This window comes from Streptococcus pantholopis (genome assembly GCF_001642085.1).
Classification (GTDB): domain Bacteria; phylum Bacillota; class Bacilli; order Lactobacillales; family Streptococcaceae; genus Streptococcus; species Streptococcus pantholopis.
Genome location: NZ_CP014699.1, coordinates 218,607 through 241,123 on the forward strand (window position 1 = coordinate 218,607; position 22,517 = coordinate 241,123).

Below are 22,517 nucleotides of genomic sequence, written 5' to 3' on the forward strand. Positions count from 1 at the left end.
ACTGCTTGCTTGAGGAGGCTGTTTGAAGCTGACAGTTTATCCTTGGTTTTGCACTTACTGGTAATCTGCCTTAACCTTTTGTTTAGCTGTAGATTATCAGCAGTCCAAAGGAGTTTGTATGACAGTGACAGGTATTATCGCAGAATTTAATCCTTTTCATAACGGTCACCGCTACCTGCTTTCGCAGGCAGACGGCATCAAAATCATTGCTATGTCAGGGAACTTTGTTCAGCGCGGAGAACCGGCGCTCATTGATAAATGGACAAGAGCGCAGCTGGCACTTGAAAATGGGGCAGACCTTGTGGTTGAGCTCCCTTTTCTTGTTGCAGTTCAGTCTGCTGATTATTTTGCAGAGGGTGCCGTATCCATCCTGAAGCGGCTAGGCGTAGACACCTTGACTTTCGGAACAGAAGAACCGCTTGATTATCAAAAACTCTCGGCACTTTACGGTAAGCATAAGGCGGAGATGGAGACCTTTCTCGCAGAGCTTCCTGAGGAACTCAGCTATCCCCAAAAAACTCAGAAAATGTGGGAGCGTTTTGCGGGCATAGCTTTTTCAGGCAGCACTCCCAACCATATTTTGGGTTTATCCTATGCAAAGGCCAGTGCGGGAAAAGAGTTATGTTTACAGCCTATTAAGCGTTTGGGAGCCGGTTTTCACTCAAAGGATAAGGATCAGACAATTGCTTCTGCAACAGCTATTCGCAGCCACATTGCAGACAGTAATTTTATCACTCAGTCGGTGCCAAATCCAGCCCTCCTTTTGTCAGCTCCACAGGTGACTTGGGACGATTATTTCAGCTTGCTGAAATATCAGATTTTGACCAACTCCAGCCTGCCCTCTGTTTTTCAGCTTAATGAAGAGTTAGCCAGCCGTATCCGCACAGCTGTTCGGACTGCAGAGACAGCAGAAGAGCTGGTTGAAAAAGTTGCGACCAAACGCTATACTAAGGCGCGTGTACGAAGGATTCTCACTTATATTCTTGTCAATGCACGCGACAGTAATCTGCCGCAGGCCGTTCATGTTCTGGGCTTTACTGCAAAAGGCAGGGCTCACCTCAAAGCTGTTAAAAGCTCTGTCCGACTGATTACACGAATCGGAAGCCAGCCTTGGGATCAAATGACCCAGCAGGCTGACACTGTCTACCAACTGGGAAAGGCCAGCATTGCTGAGCAGACTTGGGGACGTGTGCCGCTTAAGATTTGAGATGTTTTAAAAACAGCAGATGACAAAAGGTTCATTAAATTCCTCAGACACCAAAAATCTGCATCAATAAAAAGACCATGTTATAATAAACCTATCAAATAAATGACAATGGGGGGAATGATGACAACAATTGCAATTACAGGAGTAACAGGACAGTTAGGCGGTTTTGTTGCCCGCCGGATTTCTGAGGCCGGTTTGCCGGCCCGTCATCTAGCACGGCGCCCTGAAAGGGCTCCTAAACTGGCTGGAGCCAGTCTTTTTAAAGCTAGCTATGAACATTCACAGGAGGCCGTAGCCGCATTATCCGGAGTTGATGTTCTCTTTATGGTATCTGCTAGAGAACATCCGGAACGTCTACGGCAGCATAAAGAGTTTATAGCAGCTGCTCGAGAGGCGGGAGTCAGACATATCGTCTATACTTCCTTTTATAATGCCAGCCCGGATTCGACCTTTACTTTGGCGCGTGATCATGCTGCGACTGAAAAATATATCAAGCAGCAAGGACTGACCTATACCTTTTTGAGAGATAATTTTTATTTGGATTTCTTTGTAGATTTGGCAAAGGAATACGGAGAAATCAAGGGGCCGGCTGGTCAAGGGACAGTATCCGCTGTTTTACGAAGCGATGTTGCTGAAGTAGCTGCAGCGGTTTTGAAAAATCCGCAAAAATGGGAAAATCAAATCTTAGACATGACCGGACCGGAAGATTTGAGTCTGGCTGCTATTGCCCAACAGTGCAGTCACGTGCTGGGAAAGCAAGTCGTTTACACAGAAGAAACGGTTTCGGATGCTTATGCCTCCCGCAAAGCTTGGCCGGCTCAGCAGTGGGAATATGATTCGTGGGTATCAACCTACACCGCTATCGCAGCAGGGGAGCAGTCCGGCCTTTCTAAAGACATCGAACATGTTCTGGGCAGACGACCAACCAGTTTGAAAGAGTATTTGCAGACACTTGCTGCTGAGAATCAGTGATATGTAAATGACAATTTAAAATCAGCTTGTAATAAGTGTTGAAAAAACGAGGGGAGGGAACATTTATGCCTGACTTTCGCTATCGCTACCGCAAAACAGCTATGATTTGGCAAGCTGTTATCGGTTTCTTCTTTTTAGGCTTTGTTCTATTTTGGCTGAGAGCAGCTCCTTTTATCTTAGACAGTATGACGACTATTCCTGGGCGTTCTGACAGTTCTCTTTTTGCTACCGTCGGGCTTAATATCTTTGTCCTTATGACTATGATTGCCGCCGGTTTATGTCTCGTTATTTCGGCTTTGCTTAAGCTGTTTATTCCCATAAAGGTGATTTCCGGAGACGAACAAGGGCTTACTGTCAGAGGCCCTTGGCTGAGGAGCTATCATCTGTCATGGGGTGAGATTGATTATTTGAGATATGAGCAGCGTCTGATCTATCATCGTCCATCAAAAAAGCTGCGTACGAATTTTGAAACCTCTACGAGTGAGATTCTTCTGATTAAACCTTTGCAGGGGAAAACGGTTCAAGTTAATATCACTCATCTGGATGGCCGTATTGATGACATTGTCGCTGACATTCGATCTTATCTTCCAAATGTCAAAATAATCGGTTTAGAGATTTAATCAGCGGTTTTACTAACCTCTTTCAAAGTGTTATAATACTAGCAGACTAGTATACTTAAATTAAATAAAGGAGAATAACCAGTGGGACGTAAATGGGCTAATATTGTTGCCAAAAAAACAGCTAAAGACGGAGCTAACTCAAAAATTTATGCTAAATTCGGTGTTGAAATTTATGTAGCGGCTAAGCAAGGCGAGCCGGATCCAGAATCGAATTCGGCCCTTAAATTTGTACTGGAACGTGCTAAGCAGGCACAGGTTCCCAAACATGTCATCGATAAAGCAATCGATAAAGCAAAGGGCAATACCGATGAAACCTTTGTTGAAGGGCGTTATGAAGGGTTTGGTCCTAATGGGTCCATGATTATTGTGGACACACTGACTTCAAATGTCAATCGAACTGCTGCCAATGTCCGCAGTGCATATGGCAAAAACGGTGGGAATATGGGTGCTGCCGGTTCAGTATCTTATCTGTTTGACAACAAAGGGGTCATTGTTTTTGCTGGTCAAGATGCAGACAGCATTTTTGAACTGCTTTTGGAAGAAGATGTTGATGTTGATGATGTTGAAGCTGAGGAAGGGACTATTACGGTCTACACAGCTCCTTCAGATTTGCATAAAGCAATCGAAGTCCTGCGAGCTAATGGTGTTGAAGACTTTCAAGTCACTGAGCTGGAAATGATTCCTCAGTCAGAAGTTGAGCTGACAGGTGAAGACCTTGCAACTTTTACAAAATTAATCGATGCGCTTGAAGCGGACGATGATGTCCAAAAGGTTTATCACAATGTCGCCGACTTCGAAGCCTAATACAGGCTCTTATCTGCAAAAAAAGATGCTGCCGTTTCGGCTGTTAACCGAAACGGCAGGTCTTTTTCATTAAGACACAAAGCCCGTTTAAAACACAAAAGGAAAATGACGGTAAGTCCGAAATCTTTGATTTCGCAGACGCGCCCCTGCCAGAACGACTAGAAGGGTGCTGTCGACCGCTAGGACGATAAAGCCTTCAGACGTTTACGGCTGACGGTAAGTCCGAAATCTCTGATTTCGCAGACGCACCCCTGCCAGAACGACTAGAAGGGTGCTGTCGACCGCTAGGACGATAAAGCCTTCAGACGTTTACGGCTGACGGTAAGTCCGAAATCTTTGATTTCGCAGACGCCTCTCTGCCAGAACGACTAGAAGGGTGCGGTCGACCGCTAGGACGACAAAGCCTTCAGACGTTTACGGCTGCCTAACTGTGAAATCAGTTCTATATTTGATCATGCTTTTTCCCGCAGCGTTTAGGGCGTGTTCAATTCATTAGAAAACTGTTTTTAAACAAACAGCGTTTTTTAGCTGAGAGATCTGACTGTGAACAGATTTTGTCCGATTTCTCATTAAGCTTTCATCTGTAGCCAATATCATGCTTTGGCAGAAAAGCATTTTCCGTTCCCCCTGTCAGCTGCGGCTGTCTCGATAGTTTGTTTCTATAGCTGTGATAAAAAATATATATTAGCCATTCCGGCAGATTTAGGATAAACTAATTTTATTAAAAACAGCTAATTTTTTTAGCAAATGAAAAGGAGGGAAGGCTAATGGGAACAGTTATTGTCGGAATTACGGGGAATGAAAAGGAAATGCCGGCAATGTCCGGACTGCGGTTTGATGCGGTATCACGGCATCTGTCAGACGGTGTAAAGGCTGCCGGCGGCCTTCCTGTCATAATTCCAATCGGAACAGCAGCGCTTGCCAAAAGCTATGTCGCTATGATTGATAAATTGGTTTTGTCCGGCGGACAAAATGTTGATCCCCGTTTTTATGGTGAAGAGCGAACAGGTGATAGTGATGATTATTCGCTAGCCCGTGATGAGTTTGAATTTGCCTTGGTTAAAGAAGCTATCCGTCAAAAAAAGCCGATTTTTGCAGTCTGTCGCGGGATGCAGCTGCTAAATGTCGCCTTAGGCGGTACGCTTAATCAAAGTGTTGCTCATCATTGGCAGGAGAGCTATTTTGGGACATCACACGAAGTTGATGTCTTGCCTAACAGCCGTGTGAGCCATTTACTTGAGCCGGGAAGCTGGATTAATTCTATCCACCGCCAAAGTGTCAGAGAACTGGCTCCAGGCTTGATAGCAACAGCGCGGGATCCAAGGGATGGGACCATTGAAGCTTATGAAAGTAAGCATGGTTTCCCGATTTTAGGCCTTCAGTGGCATCCCGAACTTCTTACAGAAGAAAGCCACCGTCAGCTGGTCTTTGACTATTTGGTGCAGACATTATAGGAGCTGTCGACTAGAAGGACCTTGCTGCTGTAGTTTTGACTGCTTTGGGTGATAAAAAATAGTTATCACGGTGATAGTTTTTAAATATTAGTTCAGAACAAATGAAGATGGTAAGATATTATCATGAGGCTTAAAATGAGGATAGCCAAGGCTTCCTTCTTAAATTTTTAGGCCTGAATAGAATAATGGTGAAAAGGCCTGACTTGAAGATTTATCTATTAATTATATAGGGCAGGTTTTTTTAGTTCAAAATAAGGAGAGTAAAAAATGAAATTGAGAAAATTTCTCGGAATCGCTGGTTTGACTTTGGCTTCAGGACTTGTTCTGGCTGCCTGCAGTTCAAACTCTGATTCCGATGCTGCAGACAGCACAGGCAAAGAAAAAGTGGTCTTTGCGACAGTCGGAACGACAGCACCGTTTTCCTATGAAGAAGATGGCGAATTGACAGGTTTTGATGTTGAGCTCGCCAGAGCTGTCTTTGAAGATTCGGATCAATATGAAGTCAGCTTTAAGAAAACAGCATGGTCCTCTGTCTTTACCGGTTTGGATTCTGATAAGTACCAAATGGCCGGCAATAACCTGTCCTTTACAGAAGAACGTGCAGCTAAGTATCTGTATTCCTATCCTTTAGGAGCAACACCGTCTGTTTTGACAGTAACAAAAGACAGTGACATTAAATCTTATGAAGATATTGGCGGACATTCTACTCAAGTTGTTCAGGGCAATACAACAGTTACTCAGTTGGAAGAATATAATGAAGAACACCCTAACAACGAAGTGGAGCTCAATTACACAGATGAAAACATTACTCAGATTCTGACTAATCTCAATGAGGGGAAGTATGACTTCAAAATTTTTGATGCCCCAACTGTAAATGCCATCATCAAAAATCAGAATTTGGATAAGCTGAAAACGATTGAACTGGATTCATCAGAACAGCCTTTTATCTATTTTATTTTCGGTCAAGACCAGGAAGAACTGCAGGAATTTGTCAATGGCCGGATTGAAGAGCTGTTAGAAGACGGTACGATAGCACAGTTGGCAGAAGAATATCTCGGCAGTGCTGATTATGTTCCAGCTGCTTCTGATTTAGAAGTGCCATCTCTTGACTAAAAAATATGGGAAAAACAAGCTGCTTGCCTGTTAGTTTGTCTTGTGAACTTGTGGGCAGCAGGCTGTGTTTTTCTTTTTTTATTACAGAGCTATAGTTTTAAACTATATAAAAACCCTAAAAATAACAATTTGCTAGCTATAGTGATGTATGAGAGAATAAAAACATTAGAAAAAAGAAAAGAGGATACCAATATGACATTTAAAAAAATTCTTGGGCTTGCAGGCCTTGTTTTAGCGTCAGCTTTGTTTTTAACAGCTTGCGGCAGTACAAATGATGACAGCAATACTCTGACAGTCGGTGTCATGACTATGTCTGATTCAGATAAGGCTCGCTGGGATAAGATTGAAGACTTATTGGAAGAAGAAGACATTGACTTGGAATTTAAAGAGTTTACTGACTACTCACAGCCTAATAAAGCACTGGCTAACGGTGAAGTTGATATCAATGCGTTCCAGCACTACAATTTTTTGGATAATTGGAACAAAGAAAACAAGGAAGATTTAGCCGTTGTGGCTGAGACCTATATCAGCCCGATTCATCTTTTCTCAGGAACAGAAAACGGTAAGGCTAAGTACACAGATTTGAAGGAACTGCCAGACGGTGCCCAAATCGCTGTTCCTAATGATGCAACCAATGAAAGCCGGGCACTTTATGTGCTTCAGGATGCTGGATTGATTAAACTGGATGTTTCCGGTCAAGAACTAGCAACGATTGCCAACATTTCAGAAAACAAGAAAAACTTAGATATTAAAGAATTGGATGCCAGCCAAACGGCCCGTGCTCTGTCTTCAGCAGATGCTGCTATCGTTAACAACAGTTATGCTGTAGAAGCCGGTGTAGACTATGATACCTCACTTTATACTGAGGAAGTCAATGATGCCTCAGAACAATGGATCAATGTCATTGCAGCACAGTCTGACTGGAAAGATTCTGATAAGGCTGAGATTATCAATAAATTAATAAAGGTTTATCACACTGATGAAGTCAAAAAAGTGATTGATGAAACATCCGAAGGTATTGATCAGCCAGTTTGGTAAAATAGCTCTCAGCCTATGGCGGAAAAGACAATAGGGAGAATCAGGCAGGTTATGCGGTAGCTTACCCTTGTTCTCCGATTTTCTTGGCGGCTTTAGTTTTTTGAGCCACTGTTTTTCTGCCTCTGTGCAGCTGCCTGCAGCTTTTAAAATTTAGTCAAGCAAAGAAGTCTGGAACATTTGTCCCAGACTCTTCGGCTGTCTGTAAAAACACCAGCTGCTCAGATTTGATAAGGCCTTTGTATCTTGTTAATTGAACACGGCCTAAACGCTGCGGGAAAAAGATGGCCTGACTTAGAATCTGGCGATCCGTCAGTCAGTCCCCTATTTTCCTTTTGCGTTTTTAACGGCCTTTGTATCTTGTTAATTGAACACGGCCTAAACGCTGTGTAAAAAAGATAGACTTCCCTTGAGTTTTTGATGACTCAGCGGTCAGTCTCCTATTTTTACTTTGCGTTCTAAACGGCCTTTGTATCTTGTTAATTGAACACGGCCTAAACGCTGCGGGAAAAAGATGGCCTGACTTAGAATCTGGCGATCCGTCAGTCAGTCCCCTATTTTCCTTTTGCGTTTTTAACGGCCTTTGTATCTTATGAATTGAACACGGGCTAAGCTCTGTGCAAAAAAGACATGGTTAAGTTTAGCATTGATTTCAAGTTAGCTAGCCGTAAACGTCTGAAGGCTTTATCGTCCTAGCGGTCGACCGCACCCTTCTAGTCGTCTTGGCAGGGGTGCGTCTGCGAAATCAGAGCTTTCGGACTTACGCCATTTTTACTTTGCGTTTTAAACGGGCTTTATATCTTGTGTGAGGAGAGGGAATGATTTTTTCTAGATCTGAAGAACAAGTGGAAAAATTTAGGCAGGATGAGGTTGCTCAGCACTATTTTGAGGTGCTCAGAACGTTGATTGCCAAGAAATCTATTTTTGCTCAGCAGATTGGTCTGCAGGATGTTGCCGCTTATCTGGGAGAAGTTTTCTCCAGTGTCGGCGCTGAGGTTACGATTGATGAAACCTACCCTGCACCATTTATTATTGCTGAATTTAAGAGTCCGCGGCCTGATGCTGCCACCATCATTTTTTACAATCATTATGATACTGTACCGGCAGATGATGATCAGGTCTGGACGGATGATCCTTTTAAGCTGACTGTTCGCAAAGGCTACATGTACGGCCGGGGTGTAGACGATGACAAGGGGCATATCACAGCACGGCTGACGGCAGTCAGAAAATACGTCCGGCAGTTTGGTTCTCTGCCTGTTAATATCATTTTTATGATGGAGGGAGCGGAAGAGTCTGCTTCAAAAGATTTAGAAAAATACTTGGAAAAATACCGCGACCGCCTGCTGCCAGCCGATCTTTTGATTTGGGAGCAGGGCAGCAAAAATGTTTTGGGGCAGCTGGAAATCACTGGCGGCAACAAAGGTATTGTGACCTTTGACTTATCAGTGACCAGTGCTGAAGTGGATATTCATTCTAGGTACGGAGCTGTCCTTGAGTCGTCTGCTTGGTACTTGCTGCGGGCCATTTCCAGTATGCGGGATAACGACGGCCGGATTCTTATCGAAGGTCTGTATGACCATGTGCTTGAGCCCAGTGAACGAGAGTTGGACTTGGTTGATCGCTATGCTATTGAAAACAGTGAAGATCTGCGCAAGCTGTACGGTTTGCGTCTCCCTGCTTTACAGCCGGAACGGCGGGCGTTCTTAAAGACCTACTATTTTGAACCATCACTCAGCATTGAGGGCTTGTCATCCGGTTATCAGGGGCAGGGGGTCAAAACCATACTGCCAGCAGAGGCCAGCGCAAAAATGGAGATACGGCTGGTTCCGGGCTTATCTCCTAAACTGGTTTTTGATTTACTGCAGAAACATTTATGGCGGCATGGTTTTGATCGTGTCAAATTGACTTATACGCTTGGGGAAGAAAGTTACCGCAGTGATATGAGCCATCCGGCTGTTCTAAAGGTTATTGACTTAGCCAAGGGGTTGTATAAAGAAGGCGTTTCTATCCTGCCAACGACTGCCGGAACAGGGCCTATGCATACTGTATATGATATTTTGGCTCTTCCTATGCTGGCTTTTGGCATCGGTAATGCAAACAGCCGCGATCACGGCGGTGATGAAAATGTTGCTATCGCTGATTATTATACCCATATTGAATTAATTGAGGAGCTGATTAAGACTTATGAGCCATGAGATGATAAAATTAGACCATATTTCGATTGCTTTCCGTCAGAAAAAGCAGACAGTCGAAGCTGTAAAAGAAGTTACTATCGGTATCAATCAGGGTGATATTTATGGGGTTGTCGGCTATTCGGGTGCTGGGAAATCGACCCTTGTCCGGACAATCAATCTTTTGCAGAAACCTTCTTCAGGAACTGTAACGGTTGATGGCGATCTGCTTTTTGCAGATGGGAAGAATCAGTTGTCTGCTGCTGAGCTGCGTGAAAAACGGCGGGATATCGGCATGATTTTTCAGCATTTTAATTTAATGGCCCGTATGACAGCCCGCGAAAATGTCGCTTTTGCTCTGAAGCACTCTAAACTGACTAAGGCCGAAAAAAAAGCCAAGGTTGATAAGCTTTTAGAACTTGTGGGCCTGTCTGACCGGGCAGATAATTATCCAGCGCAGCTATCCGGCGGTCAGAAGCAGCGAGTGGCTATTGCCAGAGCTTTAGCAAATGATCCTAAGATTTTGATTTCAGATGAAGCGACTTCAGCCTTGGACCCTAAAACGACCAAGCAGATTTTAAACCTTTTGCAGGAATTAAATCAGACTCTGGGTTTAACGATTGTACTGATTACGCATGAAATGCAGATTGTTAAAGATATTGCCAACCGTGTGGCTGTTATGCAAAACGGCCGTTTGATAGAAGAAGGATCGGTTCTGGCTATTTTTTCCAATCCTAAAGAAGAGCTGACACGCGACTTTATTGAAACGGCGACCGGCAGCCAGGAAGCCTTAGCTAAAATCGAGCGGCAGGATATTGTTGCTAATCTTCCGCATAATGCCCTGCTGGTACAGCTGAAATATGCTGGAACATCAACAGATGAGCCGATTTTAAATGATATCTATAAGCGTTACGGTGTATCGGCCAATATCCTCTATGCCAATATTGAGATACTGGCTGATACGCCTGTCGGTGAGCTTATTGTGGTGCTGACCGGTTCGAAAGACAAACTCGAACAGGCTCAGGCAGCGCTGACTGCTTCTGATATCACTGTGAAAATTTTAAAAAGAGGTGCTTAGATGGCTGATTTGATACAAACCTATTTACCAAATGTTTATGATATGGGCTGGACGGGTGATGCAGGCTGGTGGACTGCGATTGTTAACACCCTCTTTATGACTTTCGTTTCTTTTGCCATCGGCGGTTTTTTAGGATTGATCGGCGGTCTTTTCTTAGTTCTGACAGCTCCTGGCGGAGTGATTGAAAACGCTTTTGTTTTTCAGGTTTTAGACAAAGTTGTCTCTGTTTTTCGGGCGATTCCCTTTATCATTCTTTTGGCTGTTCTCAGTCCTTTAACTTATCTGATTGTCGGTACAAACTTAGGGGCAACAGCAGCGCTTGTACCGCTGTCGGCGGCTACTTTTCCTTTCTTTGCCCGGCAGGTTCAAGTGGTTCTGTCAGAATTAGACAGAGGTGTTATTGAAGCCGCTCAGGCTTCCGGAGCAACTTTTTGGGATATTGTCAGTATTTATCTTAATGAAGGCCTGCCTGATATCATTCGGGTGATGACAGTGACGCTCATTTCCTTAGTCAGTGAAACAGCTATGGCTGGCGCTATTGGTGCCGGCGGCCTGGGCTATGTGGCGATTTACTACGGCTATAACCGCTATAACCAAGATATTGTCTGGCTGGCAACGGTTTTGATTGTTGTTTTGATTTTCGCCCTGCAGTTTTTGGGTGATTTTGTCACGCGAAAATTAGGCCGTAAGTAAGTTTTTCTGACCAGTAAAAAAGTTATTTTTTAGAAATGAAAGACAGGACTTGAGCCTTGTGATACAATAAAGGCAAAAGCTAAAAAGTGACTGTGAAAAGCTATACAGGCATAGATTTGGTTTGTGGTTTGTTTCTGCTGCTTTTTTAGGTTGAAACAGCAGAGAAGAAAGGTATCATGTATGACTAATCATTTATTGGTGTTACAGTCTGATTTTGGTTTGGTGGATGGAGCAGTGTCTGCTATGGTTGGTGTTGCGCTGCAAGAGGAGGCCACTCTGGGAGTTCATCACCTGACGCACGACATTACGCCCTACAATATTTTTGAAGCTTCTTACCGTCTTTTTCAGACGATTGAGTATTGGCCGCAGGGGACAACCTTTGTATCAGTCGTTGACCCCGGTGTAGGGTCTAAACGAAAAAGCGTTGTAGCTTTGACAGAGTCAAATCAGTATATTGTAACACCTGATAACGGGACGCTGTCCTATATTAAAAAACATGTCGGTATTAAAGCCGTCCGTGAGATATCTGAGCTGTCCAACCGGCGCAGGAATACAGAGCTGTCTTATACCTTTCATGGTCGCGATGTTTACGCTTATACTGGCGCTAAGCTGGCCAGCGGGCACATCTCTTTTGCCGAGGTGGGACCAGAACTGCCTGTTGACGCCATTATTGAGCTGCCGGTTGTTGAGACAGTATTCACCGAAAACAGTGTCAGCGGTGCAGTTGATATTCTGGATGTGCGCTTTGGATCGCTGTGGACATCGATTACTTATGATGAATTTCATCGTTTGGCACCTGAATTCGGCGACCGTTTCGAAGTAACGATTTACAATAATGATATGCTGGTTTATCAAAATCAAGTGACTTACGGCAAATCTTTTGCTGATGTTCGAATCGGTCAGCCGCTGATTTACATCAATTCGCTCTACCGTGTCGGCTTGGCCATTAACCAAGGCTCCTTTGCCAAGGCTTATAATGTCGGTGTTGGTTCAAACTGGCGCCTGGAAATTAAAACCATTGCTTAAAAAAAGCAGAGCCTGCAGTGAAATTTTACGGAGAGAATGGGACAACACAATTGATTGGGAAATATAAAAACATAATTTGAGGAAACAAGATGAAAAATAATTCTATAAAAACAGTTGTAGCAACAGGAATCGGAGCAGCACTTTTTGTTATCATCGGACTGTTTGTCAACATTCCGCTGTTTTCAAATACCAGCATTTCCTTGCAGTATGCTGTTCAGGCGCTTTTTGCTGTCATTTTTGGACCGATTGCCGGTTTCTTTATCGGTTTTATCGGTCATATGGTTAAGGACATGTTTGCCGGCTACGGTATCTGGTGGTCCTGGGTTCTGCCAAGTGCCCTTGTCGGCTTTGGCATCGGTCTTTTAAAGAATCGCCTGCAGGTTGAAAAAGGTATTTTCGGGAAAAAAGATATTATCATTTTTAATGTCTTTCAAGTATTGGTCAATATCCTTGCTTGGGCTCTTGTAGCTCCAATCGGTGACATTTTAATTTACAGTGAGCCGGCAAATAAAGTGTTTACGCAGGGTTTTATCGCTGCGCTGTCAAATTCTTTGACAATAGGTGTCGGCGCTACAATTCTTCTAGCTGTTTATGCTAAAACGAGAACGCAGTCTGGCAGTCTTACTAAAGATTAAAAACGGCGGCTGAGTTTTAAGGAGTTGCTTGTGATGCGTCCATTTATTGAATTCAAGGATTTTACCTTTAAATACGATGTTCAGGCAGAGCCGACCTTAAGAGGTGTTGATTTAGCCATTGAAAAAGGCGAGAAGGTTCTCATTTTGGGGCCTTCAGGGAGCGGGAAGTCGACTTTGGGCCACTGTCTCAATGGGATTATTCCCAATATTCATCATGGCGAGCGAAGCGGATCCCTCTTAATTGACGGCCAGGATGTCTTTGATTTGTCGATTTATGAGAAATCCCATCTGATTTCAACTGTTTTGCAGGATCCTGACGGCCAGTTCATCGGTTTAAGCGTAGCAGAAGATATTGCTTTTGCTCTGGAAAATGACTGTCTTGATCAGCAGTCTATGAATGAAAAAATTGCTGTCTGGGCAGAAAGGCTGAACTTACAGGATCTGCTTGAGAAAAGACCGCAGGATTTATCAGGCGGTCAAAAACAGCGTGTCAGTTTAGCGGGGGTCCTGATTGATGAGAGCCCTATTTTGCTTTTTGATGAGCCTCTAGCCAATCTTGACCCAAAATCTGGCCAGGACACCATTGCCTTGATCGATCGGATTCACAAAGAAGAAGAAGGAACCACAACTATTATTATTGAACATCGTCTGGAGGATGTTCTCTATGCTCCCGTTGACAGAGTTGTCTTGATAAATGACGGTCAGATTTTATTTAACGGCCGGGCAGATGACTTGCTTAAGACAGAGCTGCTGAGAGAAAATGGGATTCGTGAGCCGCTTTATGTGACGGTCTTGCGGGATTTAGGGCTGGATTTGCAAAAGACAGAGCATCTGGCACACCTAGCTGACTTGGACCTTTCTGGGATTCGTTTTGCCCAGCCTTCAGAAACCGTTTCTGATGTCAAAAGAGAAGAGCTGCTTGAGCTCACGGATCTTCATTTTGCCTATGACCATCAGGATTTACTTTTAAAAGATATTAACCTGACTGTTCGAAAAGGAGAACGCATTTCTCTTGTGGGCAGAAATGGTGCCGGTAAATCAACTCTGGCCAAGGTTCTCTGCCGGTTTGTACCGACAGACAGTCCGGTTTTCTATCAAGGCCGTGATATTTCAGATGATTCTATCAAGGAGAGGGCGGACCGAATAGGCTATGTGCTGCAGAATCCCAATCAGATGATCAGCCAAACTATGATTTTTGATGAGGTCGCTCAAGGCCTGCGATTGCGAGGCAAGCCTGAAGAGGAGGTCGAACAGGAAGTCCTGTCTACCCTAAAGATTTGCGGCTTGTATGAATTTCGCAATTGGCCGATTTCTGCCCTTTCCTTCGGCCAGAAGAAGAGAGTAACCATCGCTTCTATTTTGGTGCTCAATCCAGAGGTGATTCTTCTGGATGAACCGACTGCGGGCCAAGATAAGAGAAATTATACAGAGATTATGAATTTTCTCAATGAGCTCAACGCCTTAGGGCATACGATTATCATGATTACCCATGACATGCAGCTGATGCTGGAGTACTCTGATCGGACTCTGGTTATTCATGACGGGCGCATTGTAGCTGACTGCCGGCCGGTGGAAATTTTTACCGATACAGATTTGCTGGCAAGAGCCAGTCTTAAGAAAACAAGCCTATTTGATTTAGCCCTGAAACTGCAGGCAGATCCTATTGCTTTAACCAATTTTTATATCGCCAATCAAGGAGGCCGTCATGACTAATCGTTTAATTGGCTATTACGGCGGTGATGGCTTTCTCTACCGCCTTTCAGGAGCCAGCAAACTGCTTTTTCTTCTTCTGGCTTCTATTGCCTGTATGACCACCTATGATACACGCTTGATTCTTTTTATCGGCATTTTATCGCTCATTCTTTTTAGAATGGCCCATGTACGCTGGCAGGATATCTCTTTTGTGATTAAATTTATCAGCTTTTTTGCTCTGCTCAATGTCATTGTCGTTTATCTTTTTGCTCCTGCCTACGGTGAGCAGATTTACGGAGCCAAGACGGTTTTATTTGAGGGCTGGGGACGATTTTATCTGACCAGTCAGGAACTGTTCTACCTTTTCAATTTATCGCTGAAATACTTTTCAACTGTCCCTTTGGCTCTGCTTTTTTTACTGACAACCCATCCCAGCCAGTTTGCCTCAAGTCTCAATCAGATTGGGGTGCCCTATAAAGTGGCCTATGCAGTCAGTCTGACACTGCGCTATATTCCCGACGTGCAGGAAGAATTTTATATGATTCGCATGTCGCAGGAGGCCCGCGGCCTAGAACTGTCAGCTAAGGCTAAGCTCCTCGATCGGATCAAAGGCAATCTGCAGATTGTTTTGCCCTTGATTTTCAGTTCACTTGAACGGATTGACACAGTATCGACAGCTATGGAGCTGCGGCGTTTTGGAAAAAATAAAAAGCGCACTTGGTATACCTACAAGAAATTCTCGACTTACGACTTGTTGGCTATTGCCCTAGCCTGCCTGCTTTTTACAGCCAGTCTGCTGCTCTTTCTTTTGAATCATGGCAGATTTTATAATCCTTGGGCATAAGAAGATAAAATCTTCATCAGTTTATGGCTGCTGAGCTGACTTTGTATACAAAATAGGGTGTTGTTTTTGCGTACAATTTTTGAAGGTGGGAAACTCAAAAAACAAGACGGGAACCCAACATTAGCTACCGTCTTAAAAATAATTGACATCTAAAGTCTTGATATACTTGATAAATGGTAGAAAAAAGTCCCTATTCAGAATCAAAGAATAAGGACATTTTTATTTCTATCAGATGAGTCATCTCCTCAGTGAAAATCCAAGACAAAAGAGAGCCTTAGATACAGCCTGACTTTGTCCGACAGGCTGAAGTTTATTTTAGATAACCTAAGTAGTCAAATTTTTCAAAGGTTCGTTTGCTGGCTACAGCCTCAACAATCAGTTCCTTTGTCAGAATATGATCTGGATTAAAGTCCGTATCTAAAGGGGCCGTTTTGGACGTTCGAAAACCAATAACATTCAAATCATATTTTTTACGGACATCTAACTGCGTCAGTGATTTTCCCAACCATGATTCAGGCAGAGTGAATTCGATAAAGGAAATATCGTCTTCGATGTGGATAATATTGGCAATAGAGTGGCGCAGAAGACGTGACGTTAAATTCTTTGCCGTACTGCGTTCAGGTGAAATCACATGCTTGGCACCGAGTCCATACAGAACATCTTCATAATTTTCACCTCGGGCTTTAGCAATAATATTTGTCACCCCCAGCTTTTGACAATGGATAAGTGCAAGGGCAGAGGCTTCCAAGTTGTTGCCGGTTGCGATTATGACAATATCGCACTGGTCGATGCCGGCGGCTTTTAAAAACTCAAAATCAGTAATATCACCAACAGCGCCTTTAGTAACATAGTCGGCGACATCCTGCACATGCTTTTCCTGATTGTCCAGAGCGATAACCTCCTGTTCAAAACTAGACAATTCGCAAGCAAGGGTTTTGCCGAAAATACCTAAACCAAGGATGCCAAAAATTTTACGAGTCATAATGTTTCCTTTCTATAAATTAACCAAGAGAAATATCAGTCGGGGTATAGTGGACAGCTTTTTCTTTTTTCTGCAGAAAGCTCAATAAAACAGTAATCGGGCCAACACGGCCTGTAAACATAAGCAGTATAATGATACAGCGCCCGACTGATGACAGGGCCGGTGTCACATCCATTGAAACACCGACTGTAGCTATTGCTGATATGACTTCAAAAAGAAGAGCGGTTGGCGATAAATGTCTTTCAGACAGGAGCAACAGAAAATAGCCGCTGGCTGCTAAAACAAAGAAAAAAATCAGAATGGTTAAGGTTTGCTTAATTGTTTTATTGTGGATCACACGATGCCTGAAGGTGACATCTGACTGGCCGGCTAATTCAGATTTAAACAGTAAAAAAATGATAGCGGCAGTTGTTACCTTAATACCGCCAGCTGTCCCTCCCGGAGCTCCTCCGACAGCCATCTGCAGCATATAAAGAAAATTGGTTGCTGCTTCAGTGTCCAAAAAACTCAAAGTTGAGAAGCCAGCCGTCCGCATAGTTACAGTCTGAAAAAAACTGATCATAAACTGCTGAAAAGCATTATAGCCAGCTAATGTATTAGGATTCCTTAATTCTGTCAGCCAGGACAGGAGCGTTCCTGCGGAAAGAAAGATAGCTGTTGTATAGAGAATCAGCCGGCTTTGATTGCTCAACAGGCGAAAAGAGGCTTTTAAGCGTCGGGGCTTCTCTTTTACAAAATCGTTAAAAATTTGAAAGAGATCAAACCAGACAGAAAAACCCAAGCCGCCAGAAATAATAGCAAAGGCTACAGTGAAATTAATCAGCGGATTCAGCATAAAGTCTTTAAGGCTACTGGTGCCAAGATTATCAAAACCAGCATTACAAAAAGCAGAGACGGCCAGAAAAAGGCTGTTGAAAATACCAGACTGAACTCCAAACCTTGGAATGAAGTCAAACATCAAAATAAGGGCGGTCATTCCCTCAATAACCAGTGAAATTTTATAGACATTAAACAAGTATTGCTGTAAGTCTGTATTGTCCGGCCGGCTCAGCGCAGACTGCAGCAAGCTTCGTGCTGACAGGCCGAGTCTTTGATGCAGCACGAACATGCTGATAGCGATTAAGGTCACAATACCCAGACCGCCAATCTGCATTAAGATCATAGCGATAAACTGCCCCAGACTGTTATAGACCTCACTTATTGGAAATACTGATAAACCAGTAACACAGACCATAGAAACAGTTGTAAAAAGATGGTCAAAATAAGTGGTTGTCGGTGCATTTGCGGAATGAGAGAAAGGAAGCGATAAGAGCAGGCTGCCAACTAAAATGACAGTTAAAAAACTAACTGTCAGTTTTTGTGTCACTGATCCTGCTGAGAACTTATTAAAAGGAAACATGATATGATTTCTCCATTATAAAGGTTTCTTATTGGGAATGCCAGCCTTGCGGGGGTATTTCTTAGGAGTCTCTTTTTTCTTTTCAAGACTAATTAAAGTTCGGCCGTCCCCGTTAGGAAGCTTATAGCTGTCACTTTGCAGGAGCTGTGTAAACAGCAAGTGTAGAGCGTTTTGAGACTGGGCAATCTCTTTTTCTGCTGCCGATGCCTTAAGAGCAAGAAGGCGGCCCTTAATTTTTAAAAAGGGCAGGGTCAGTTCTGCCAAGACCGGCAGAACTGCAACAGCTCTGGCGGTTACTATATCAAATTGTTCCCGAAACTCTTTGCGGCGGGCAAAATCTTCGGCTCTGCCATGGTAAAAATGGACGTTTTCAAGTTTCAAAGTTTCAGCCAGTAAATTTAAAAAGTGAATCCGTTTATTGAGGGAGTCAATAATGGTGACATCAATTTTTGGATAAATAATTTTTATAGGAAGACTGGGAAAGCCCGCTCCGGCCCCGACATCCAAGAGTCTGATTCTGTCATCCTTGATGGCCCCACGCAAAATAGGTGCCAGTGAATCGTAGAAATGTTTGAGATAGACGTCCCTTTCTTCTGTGATAGCAGTAAGATTGACCTTTTGATTCCATTGAGTAAGCAGTTTAAAATAGAGATCAAACTGCTGTTTCTGCCAATCGGATAGTGTGATGCCGGCCTGTGACAGCTCTGCATAGAATTCTTCTGGTGTCATATCTTCTCCCTTAGAGTGTTTTCTCTTATTCTACCATAAAACAGATAAGGAAATCATGAAAAAAATGGAAAGAAGGTATTTGCTTTCCTAAAATTAGGGAAATTGCTATAATAATAGAATAAGGCAGATAAAAAGAAAAAGTTAGCAGTTTACTGTTTTGCTTATATTTTTCTGCTTGCTGTTTTTGTAAAGACAGATGACTTATTTTTCAGGGGAGAGAGGATTGCTTGTTTTATAACTCTAAACAAACTGCCCCTTATTTTTAGATATCAGAGGAGAATGTGAGATGGTACTGGTTCTTGTTTTAATTGCTGTTCTACTTTTGCTTGTTGTTTGGGTAACCGCTGCTTACAATGGCTTAGTTAGAGGCCGTATGCATACCAAAGAGGCTTGGAGCCAGATTGATGTGCAGCTGAAACGCCGAAACGATTTAATTCCAAATTTGCTGGAAACGGTTAAGGGTTATGCTGCCTACGAAGAAAAAGTTTTTTCACAGGTAACAGAACTGCGTGCTCAAGTTGCAAAGGCCCACACACCAAATGAAGCAATGCAGGCGTCCGATGCTCTGTCAAAGCAGCTTTCCGGCATTTTTGCTGTAGCGGAGAATTATCCTGATTTGCAGGCTAATAAGAGTTTCGTTAAACTGCAGGAAGAATTGGCTAATACGGAAAATAAAATTTCTTATTCCCGTCAGCTGTTCAATTCGACCACTGCTAATTATAATACCAAATTGGAAGTCTTTCCGACCAATCTTGTTGGGTCACTGTTTGGCTTTAAGCCAAGTCAGTTCTTAGAAGTTCCTGAGGAAGAAAAAGAGACGCCGCAAGTCAAGTTTGACTTTTAACTTTTATCCGAATAAGAAAAAACGGATAAGTCCTAAAAGTTCGAAAAAGATGTCCTTTCCTTGTGTTTTGCAACTCATGGACTAGGCTCAGTTTTTTGGCTACTCTTTTAACGGGCTTTGTGGCTTGGTATCTTGTTTGAATTGAACACGCCCTAAACGCTGCGGGAAAAAGACATGGTTAAGTTTAGAATTGATTTCAAGTTAGCTAGCCGTAAACGTCTGAAAGCTTTGTCGCCTTAACAGTCGACCGCACCTTTCTAGTCGTTCTGGCAGGGGTGCGTCTGCGAAATCAGAGATTTCGGACTTACCGTCAGCCGTAGACGTCTGAAGGCTTTGTCGTCCTGCGGCCGACCGCACCCTTCTAGTCGTCTTGGCAGAGGTGCGTCTGCGAAATCGAAGATTTCGGACTTACCGTCATTTTTGCTTTGCTTTTTTTACGGGCTTTGTATCTTGTTGGAGGAGGGATTATGCTTTATCAGCAAATTTCCAGTAATAAGAGACGGACAGTTGTTTTGCTGCTGGTCTTTTTTGTGCTCCTTGCTTCTATTGGGGGAGCTGCTGGCTTTTTATTATTGGACAGCTTGGAATTAGGCGTCACTCTGGCTCTGATTATCGGTGCTATCTATGCTGTCAGTATGATTTTTCAGTCAACTAATGTTGTTATGTCTATGAATAATGCGCGTGAAGTAACAGAGGAAGAGGCGCCTGAATATTATCATATTGTTGAGGATATGGCGATGGTTGCGCAAGTTCCCATGCCGCGGGTCTTTATTATTGAAGATAACTCATTAAATGCCTTTGCGACAGGTTCCAGTCCGGAGAATGCAGCTGTAGCGGCTACAACAGGTCTTTTAGCGGTTATGAACCGAGAAGAGTTAGAAGGTGTTATCGGGCATGAAATCAGCCATATCAGAAATTATGATATTCGAATCTCTACAATAGCTGTTGCTTTGGCCAGTGCTGTTACACTGATTTCAAGCCTTGGCGGACGGATGATGTGGTTTGGCGGCGGACGCCGACGCAGCAACAGCCGAGACAGTGGCGGTTTGGGTATTTTGCTGCTTATTTTTTCCTTGATTGCATTGATTCTTGCTCCTTTGGCGGCCAGTTTAGTGCAATTGGCTATTTCCCGTCAGCGGGAGTATTTGGCTGATGCGAGCTCAGTGGAGCTGACCCGCAATCCGCAGGGGATGATTAATGCTCTGCAAAAACTGGAACAGTCTCAGCCTATGGCTCACCATGTTGATGAGGCCAGCAGCGCTCTTTATATCAATGATCCGCAGAAAAGAGAAGGTGTTAGGTCTCTCTTTTATACTCATCCTTCTATTGCTGACAGGATTGAGCGCTTGCGTCAGATGTAAACCAGCAGGAAAGTGTCCTGTTTTTTAATAAAAAATAAGAAAAAGTTCTGAGGAACTTTTTAATTTTCTCCTTTTAGGACTAAAGGAAGAAGCAGGAGAAAAGCCGTAACAATAGCGTTTGTAATAAAGTTGACATCTATCTTCTAAAGAGATGACATTTTATTATTGTATAATATAGAAATTAAGAGTGATTTATTAGAAGGGTAAAAGCTGATGTTTTCCATAGCTGAGCTGAAAAAAAGACCGGAAGGAATCGATTTTGACCAGAGTTTATCTGTTAGTGATGAGCTGATTGCACGTAATCCTGATATTTTAGATGTCAAGGATGTTCGGGCAAAGGGGAATGTCTCTTACGATGATGGGCTGTTTTTATTAAACTATGAACTGACTTATCTCTTGGAACTTCCTTCAAGCCGTTCGCTTCAGCCGGTTGTTTTGAAGCAAAAGCAGACGGTAGCTGAGGTTTTTGCTGAACAGTCGGAACTGACTTCTAAAAGAGAGTTTGCTGATCAGGACTTGCTGCTGCTTGTTGATGGGCCGAATATTGATTTAGCAGAAAGTGTTATTGACAATATTCTGCTGTCAGTCCCTCTGCAGGTGCTGACCGACGATGAGCAAACTGCCGCTGATTTACCGGCTGGGGAGAGCTGGGCAGTATTGACCGAAGAGCAGTATCAGTCCCTGAAAGCAGAAAAGAGAGAAGCTTCAAGTCCTTTTGCTGCTCTGGACGGTTTACTTGATGAGTGAAGCCGTTTTCTTTAAAAATTATGAGAATTCCAGTTGTGAAAGCTGAAATTCTTTGCTATAATTTTTTTACCAAATGCTCATACGTGCATTAAATCATTGAGAAGTGAGGATTTTGTTCACTCTTCTTTTCTGGCGGGTATAACATGAAAAAGATTTAAGTTTGTAGGGGTTTGTTTTTCAATTTGGACTTAGCACCTATTAACTCAAAATCACAAAGAAAAAGGGAAGGTGTAAAGTGATTAAGAAAATTTTGATTATTGAAGATGAAAAAAATTTGGCGCGATTTGTTTCCTTGGAACTGCAGCATGAAGGCTATGAAGTTCAGATTGAATCAAATGGGAGAAAAGGGCTGGATTTAGCTCTCGAAAAAGATTTTGATTTGGTTCTTTTGGATTTGATGCTGCCGGAGATGGATGGATTTGAAATTACACGCAGACTTCAGGCTGAGAAAAATACCTATATCATGATGATGACAGCCAGAGATTCTGTTTTGGACATTGTGGCGGGCTTGGACCGCGGTGCTGACGACTATATTGTTAAACCGTTTGCTATTGAAGAATTGCTGGCACGGGTTCGTGCTATTTTCCGCCGGCAAAATATGGAATCCAATAAAAAGGCACATGCAGCGCAAGGTTCTTATCGGGACTTGACAATGAATCCTCAGAACCGTTCTGTTCTTAGAGGGGATGATGAAATTTCACTGACCAAACGTGAATATGACCTGCTGAATATTTTGATGATAAATATGAATCGCGTTATGACACGGGAAGAGCTGCTGGCAAATGTGTGGAAGTATGAAGAAGCAGCCGAAACAAATGTTGTTGATGTTTATATTCGTTATTTGCGCGGGAAAATTGATGTTCCCGGCAAGGAGTCATATATTCAGACCGTCCGCGGTATGGGCTATATGATTCGTGAAAAGTAAGAATGCTCAAAAAAACAGCCAATGACTTTATGGCTGTTGTTTTTTCTCTATCTAAACGGCAGAAACAGTGAAGTACTTTTTGAGATTTAGGGAATAACATGTCTGTTCTTTAGTAGATGAGCCCGGGCGCCCTCAGACTCTAAGCTTTAAAATATGAGGGCTTTTTCTATGCTGTCTGCTGGCTTT

Annotated in this window: 21 protein-coding genes; 18 read left to right on the top strand and 3 right to left on the bottom strand. The window is 43.2% G+C overall.

From position 1 onward, the window contains the following. Positions 1-118: 118 nt before the first annotated feature. The 14 genes from A0O21_RS01045 to A0O21_RS01110 all read left to right on the top strand — a co-directional run bounded on the left by A0O21_RS01045 (position 119) and on the right by A0O21_RS01110 (position 15,344). Positions 119-1,207, top strand: a complete 1,089-nt coding sequence (locus A0O21_RS01045; protein ID WP_067060191.1) for a nucleotidyltransferase — start codon at positions 119-121, stop codon at positions 1,205-1,207. Between the two features lie 120 nt (positions 1,208-1,327). Further along, positions 1,328-2,179, top strand: a complete 852-nt coding sequence (locus tag A0O21_RS01050) for an SDR family oxidoreductase (protein WP_067060193.1) — start codon at positions 1,328-1,330, stop codon at positions 2,177-2,179. Positions 2,180-2,244: 65 nt separating this feature from the next. After that, positions 2,245-2,799, top strand: coding sequence for a hypothetical protein (locus A0O21_RS01055; RefSeq protein ID WP_067060195.1), 555 nt, complete (start codon positions 2,245-2,247; stop codon positions 2,797-2,799). An 81-nt stretch (positions 2,800-2,880) separates the two neighbouring features. Continuing rightward, on the top strand, positions 2,881-3,603 hold the full coding sequence (locus tag A0O21_RS01060; protein ID WP_067060197.1) for a YebC/PmpR family DNA-binding transcriptional regulator: 723 nt from the start codon (positions 2,881-2,883) through the stop codon (positions 3,601-3,603). Between the two features lie 767 nt (positions 3,604-4,370). Further along, the gene (locus A0O21_RS01065) at positions 4,371-5,057 is read left to right on the top strand and encodes a gamma-glutamyl-gamma-aminobutyrate hydrolase family protein (RefSeq protein ID WP_067060199.1); all 687 of its coding nucleotides are present in this window, start codon (positions 4,371-4,373) and stop codon (positions 5,055-5,057) included. Between the two features lie 267 nt (positions 5,058-5,324). Continuing rightward, a complete protein-coding gene (locus A0O21_RS01070) occupies positions 5,325-6,170 on the top strand; it encodes an amino acid ABC transporter substrate-binding protein (protein WP_067060201.1) in 846 nt (281 codons plus the stop codon). Positions 6,171-6,362: 192 nt separating this feature from the next. Then, entirely contained in the window at positions 6,363-7,208 is an 846-nt protein-coding gene (locus tag A0O21_RS01075; RefSeq protein ID WP_067060203.1) for a MetQ/NlpA family ABC transporter substrate-binding protein, read from the top strand. An 815-nt stretch (positions 7,209-8,023) separates the two neighbouring features. Next, positions 8,024-9,400 carry a M20/M25/M40 family metallo-hydrolase gene (locus A0O21_RS01080; RefSeq protein ID WP_067060205.1) on the top strand — a complete coding sequence of 459 codons (1,377 nt, stop codon included), beginning with the start codon at positions 8,024-8,026 and terminating at the stop codon, positions 9,398-9,400. After that, a complete protein-coding gene (locus A0O21_RS01085; RefSeq protein WP_067060207.1) occupies positions 9,390-10,454 on the top strand; it encodes a methionine ABC transporter ATP-binding protein in 1,065 nt (354 codons plus the stop codon). The genes A0O21_RS01080 and A0O21_RS01085 overlap by 11 nt, the downstream gene beginning before the upstream one ends. Continuing rightward, positions 10,455-11,147 carry a methionine ABC transporter permease gene (locus tag A0O21_RS01090; protein WP_067060209.1) on the top strand — a complete coding sequence of 231 codons (693 nt, stop codon included), beginning with the start codon at positions 10,455-10,457 and terminating at the stop codon, positions 11,145-11,147. It begins immediately after the preceding gene. A gap of 180 nt (positions 11,148-11,327) precedes the next feature. Then, the gene (locus A0O21_RS01095) at positions 11,328-12,173 is read left to right on the top strand and encodes an SAM hydrolase/SAM-dependent halogenase family protein (RefSeq protein WP_067060211.1); all 846 of its coding nucleotides are present in this window, start codon (positions 11,328-11,330) and stop codon (positions 12,171-12,173) included. An 89-nt stretch (positions 12,174-12,262) separates the two neighbouring features. Next, complete coding sequence (locus A0O21_RS01100; RefSeq protein ID WP_067060213.1) at positions 12,263-12,808, top strand: ECF-type riboflavin transporter substrate-binding protein; 546 nt, start codon at positions 12,263-12,265, stop codon at positions 12,806-12,808. A 33-nt stretch (positions 12,809-12,841) separates the two neighbouring features. Further along, positions 12,842-14,521, top strand: a complete 1,680-nt coding sequence (locus A0O21_RS01105) for an ABC transporter ATP-binding protein (RefSeq protein WP_067060215.1) — start codon at positions 12,842-12,844, stop codon at positions 14,519-14,521. Then, entirely contained in the window at positions 14,514-15,344 is an 831-nt protein-coding gene (locus tag A0O21_RS01110) for an energy-coupling factor transporter transmembrane component T family protein (protein ID WP_067060217.1), read from the top strand. Before A0O21_RS01105 ends, A0O21_RS01110 begins: the two co-directional genes overlap by 8 nt. Positions 15,345-15,654: 310 nt before the next feature. Here the strand turns inward: A0O21_RS01110 and A0O21_RS01115 are convergent, their stop codons facing one another. The 3 genes from A0O21_RS01115 to rsmG are packed head-to-tail and all read right to left on the bottom strand — an operon-like array spanning position 15,655 to position 18,454. Further along, positions 15,655-16,326 (bottom strand): potassium channel family protein, encoded by a 672-nt coding sequence (locus tag A0O21_RS01115; protein WP_067060219.1) that lies wholly within the window; start codon positions 16,324-16,326, stop codon positions 15,655-15,657. Positions 16,327-16,345: 19 nt separating this feature from the next. After that, positions 16,346-17,725: a TrkH family potassium uptake protein gene (locus A0O21_RS01120; RefSeq protein ID WP_067060221.1), complete on the bottom strand. Its 1,380-nt coding sequence runs from the start codon at positions 17,723-17,725 to the stop codon at positions 16,346-16,348. A 15-nt stretch (positions 17,726-17,740) separates the two neighbouring features. Continuing rightward, a complete protein-coding gene (gene rsmG / locus A0O21_RS01125) occupies positions 17,741-18,454 on the bottom strand; it encodes a 16S rRNA (guanine(527)-N(7))-methyltransferase RsmG (RefSeq protein ID WP_067060222.1) in 714 nt (237 codons plus the stop codon). 286 nt (positions 18,455-18,740) lie between these two features. Between rsmG and A0O21_RS01130 the strand changes: the two genes are divergently transcribed. The 4 genes from A0O21_RS01130 (at position 18,741) to A0O21_RS01145 (ending at position 22,331) form a co-directional block, all read left to right on the top strand. Beyond that, on the top strand, positions 18,741-19,298 hold the full coding sequence (locus A0O21_RS01130; RefSeq protein WP_067060224.1) for a LemA family protein: 558 nt from the start codon (positions 18,741-18,743) through the stop codon (positions 19,296-19,298). A 467-nt stretch (positions 19,299-19,765) separates the two neighbouring features. After that, positions 19,766-20,659: a zinc metalloprotease HtpX gene (gene htpX / locus A0O21_RS01135; RefSeq protein ID WP_067060226.1), complete on the top strand. Its 894-nt coding sequence runs from the start codon at positions 19,766-19,768 to the stop codon at positions 20,657-20,659. 213 nt (positions 20,660-20,872) lie between these two features. After that, entirely contained in the window at positions 20,873-21,406 is a 534-nt protein-coding gene (locus tag A0O21_RS01140) for a YceD family protein (protein WP_067060228.1), read from the top strand. A 235-nt stretch (positions 21,407-21,641) separates the two neighbouring features. Beyond that, a complete protein-coding gene (locus A0O21_RS01145; RefSeq protein ID WP_067060230.1) occupies positions 21,642-22,331 on the top strand; it encodes a response regulator transcription factor in 690 nt (229 codons plus the stop codon). The last annotated feature ends 186 nt before the right edge of the window (positions 22,332-22,517 follow it).

Excerpts from the sequence above, each read along its gene's own strand:
- A0O21_RS01045 (WP_067060191.1), top strand. The coding sequence starts at position 119 with ATGACAGTGACAGGTATTATCGCAGAATTTAATCCTTTTCATAACGGT.
- A0O21_RS01050 (WP_067060193.1), top strand. The coding sequence starts at position 1,328 with ATGACAACAATTGCAATTACAGGAGTAACAGGACAGTTAGGCGGTTTT.
- A0O21_RS01055 (WP_067060195.1), top strand. The coding sequence starts at position 2,245 with ATGCCTGACTTTCGCTATCGCTACCGCAAAACAGCTATGATTTGGCAA.
- A0O21_RS01065 (WP_067060199.1), top strand. The coding sequence starts at position 4,371 with ATGGGAACAGTTATTGTCGGAATTACGGGGAATGAAAAGGAAATGCCG.
- A0O21_RS01070 (WP_067060201.1), top strand. The coding sequence starts at position 5,325 with ATGAAATTGAGAAAATTTCTCGGAATCGCTGGTTTGACTTTGGCTTCA.
- A0O21_RS01075 (WP_067060203.1), top strand. The coding sequence starts at position 6,363 with ATGACATTTAAAAAAATTCTTGGGCTTGCAGGCCTTGTTTTAGCGTCA.
- A0O21_RS01080 (WP_067060205.1), top strand. The coding sequence starts at position 8,024 with ATGATTTTTTCTAGATCTGAAGAACAAGTGGAAAAATTTAGGCAGGAT.
- A0O21_RS01085 (WP_067060207.1), top strand. The coding sequence starts at position 9,390 with ATGAGCCATGAGATGATAAAATTAGACCATATTTCGATTGCTTTCCGT.
- A0O21_RS01090 (WP_067060209.1), top strand. The coding sequence starts at position 10,455 with ATGGCTGATTTGATACAAACCTATTTACCAAATGTTTATGATATGGGC.
- A0O21_RS01095 (WP_067060211.1), top strand. The coding sequence starts at position 11,328 with ATGACTAATCATTTATTGGTGTTACAGTCTGATTTTGGTTTGGTGGAT.
- A0O21_RS01100 (WP_067060213.1), top strand. The coding sequence starts at position 12,263 with ATGAAAAATAATTCTATAAAAACAGTTGTAGCAACAGGAATCGGAGCA.
- A0O21_RS01105 (WP_067060215.1), top strand. The coding sequence starts at position 12,842 with ATGCGTCCATTTATTGAATTCAAGGATTTTACCTTTAAATACGATGTT.
- A0O21_RS01110 (WP_067060217.1), top strand. The coding sequence starts at position 14,514 with ATGACTAATCGTTTAATTGGCTATTACGGCGGTGATGGCTTTCTCTAC.
- A0O21_RS01115 (WP_067060219.1), bottom strand. The coding sequence starts at position 16,326 with ATGACTCGTAAAATTTTTGGCATCCTTGGTTTAGGTATTTTCGGCAAA.
- A0O21_RS01120 (WP_067060221.1), bottom strand. The coding sequence starts at position 17,725 with ATGTTTCCTTTTAATAAGTTCTCAGCAGGATCAGTGACACAAAAACTG.
- rsmG (WP_067060222.1), bottom strand. The coding sequence starts at position 18,454 with ATGACACCAGAAGAATTCTATGCAGAGCTGTCACAGGCCGGCATCACA.
- A0O21_RS01130 (WP_067060224.1), top strand. The coding sequence starts at position 18,741 with ATGGTACTGGTTCTTGTTTTAATTGCTGTTCTACTTTTGCTTGTTGTT.
- htpX (WP_067060226.1), top strand. The coding sequence starts at position 19,766 with ATGCTTTATCAGCAAATTTCCAGTAATAAGAGACGGACAGTTGTTTTG.
- A0O21_RS01140 (WP_067060228.1), top strand. The coding sequence starts at position 20,873 with ATGTTTTCCATAGCTGAGCTGAAAAAAAGACCGGAAGGAATCGATTTT.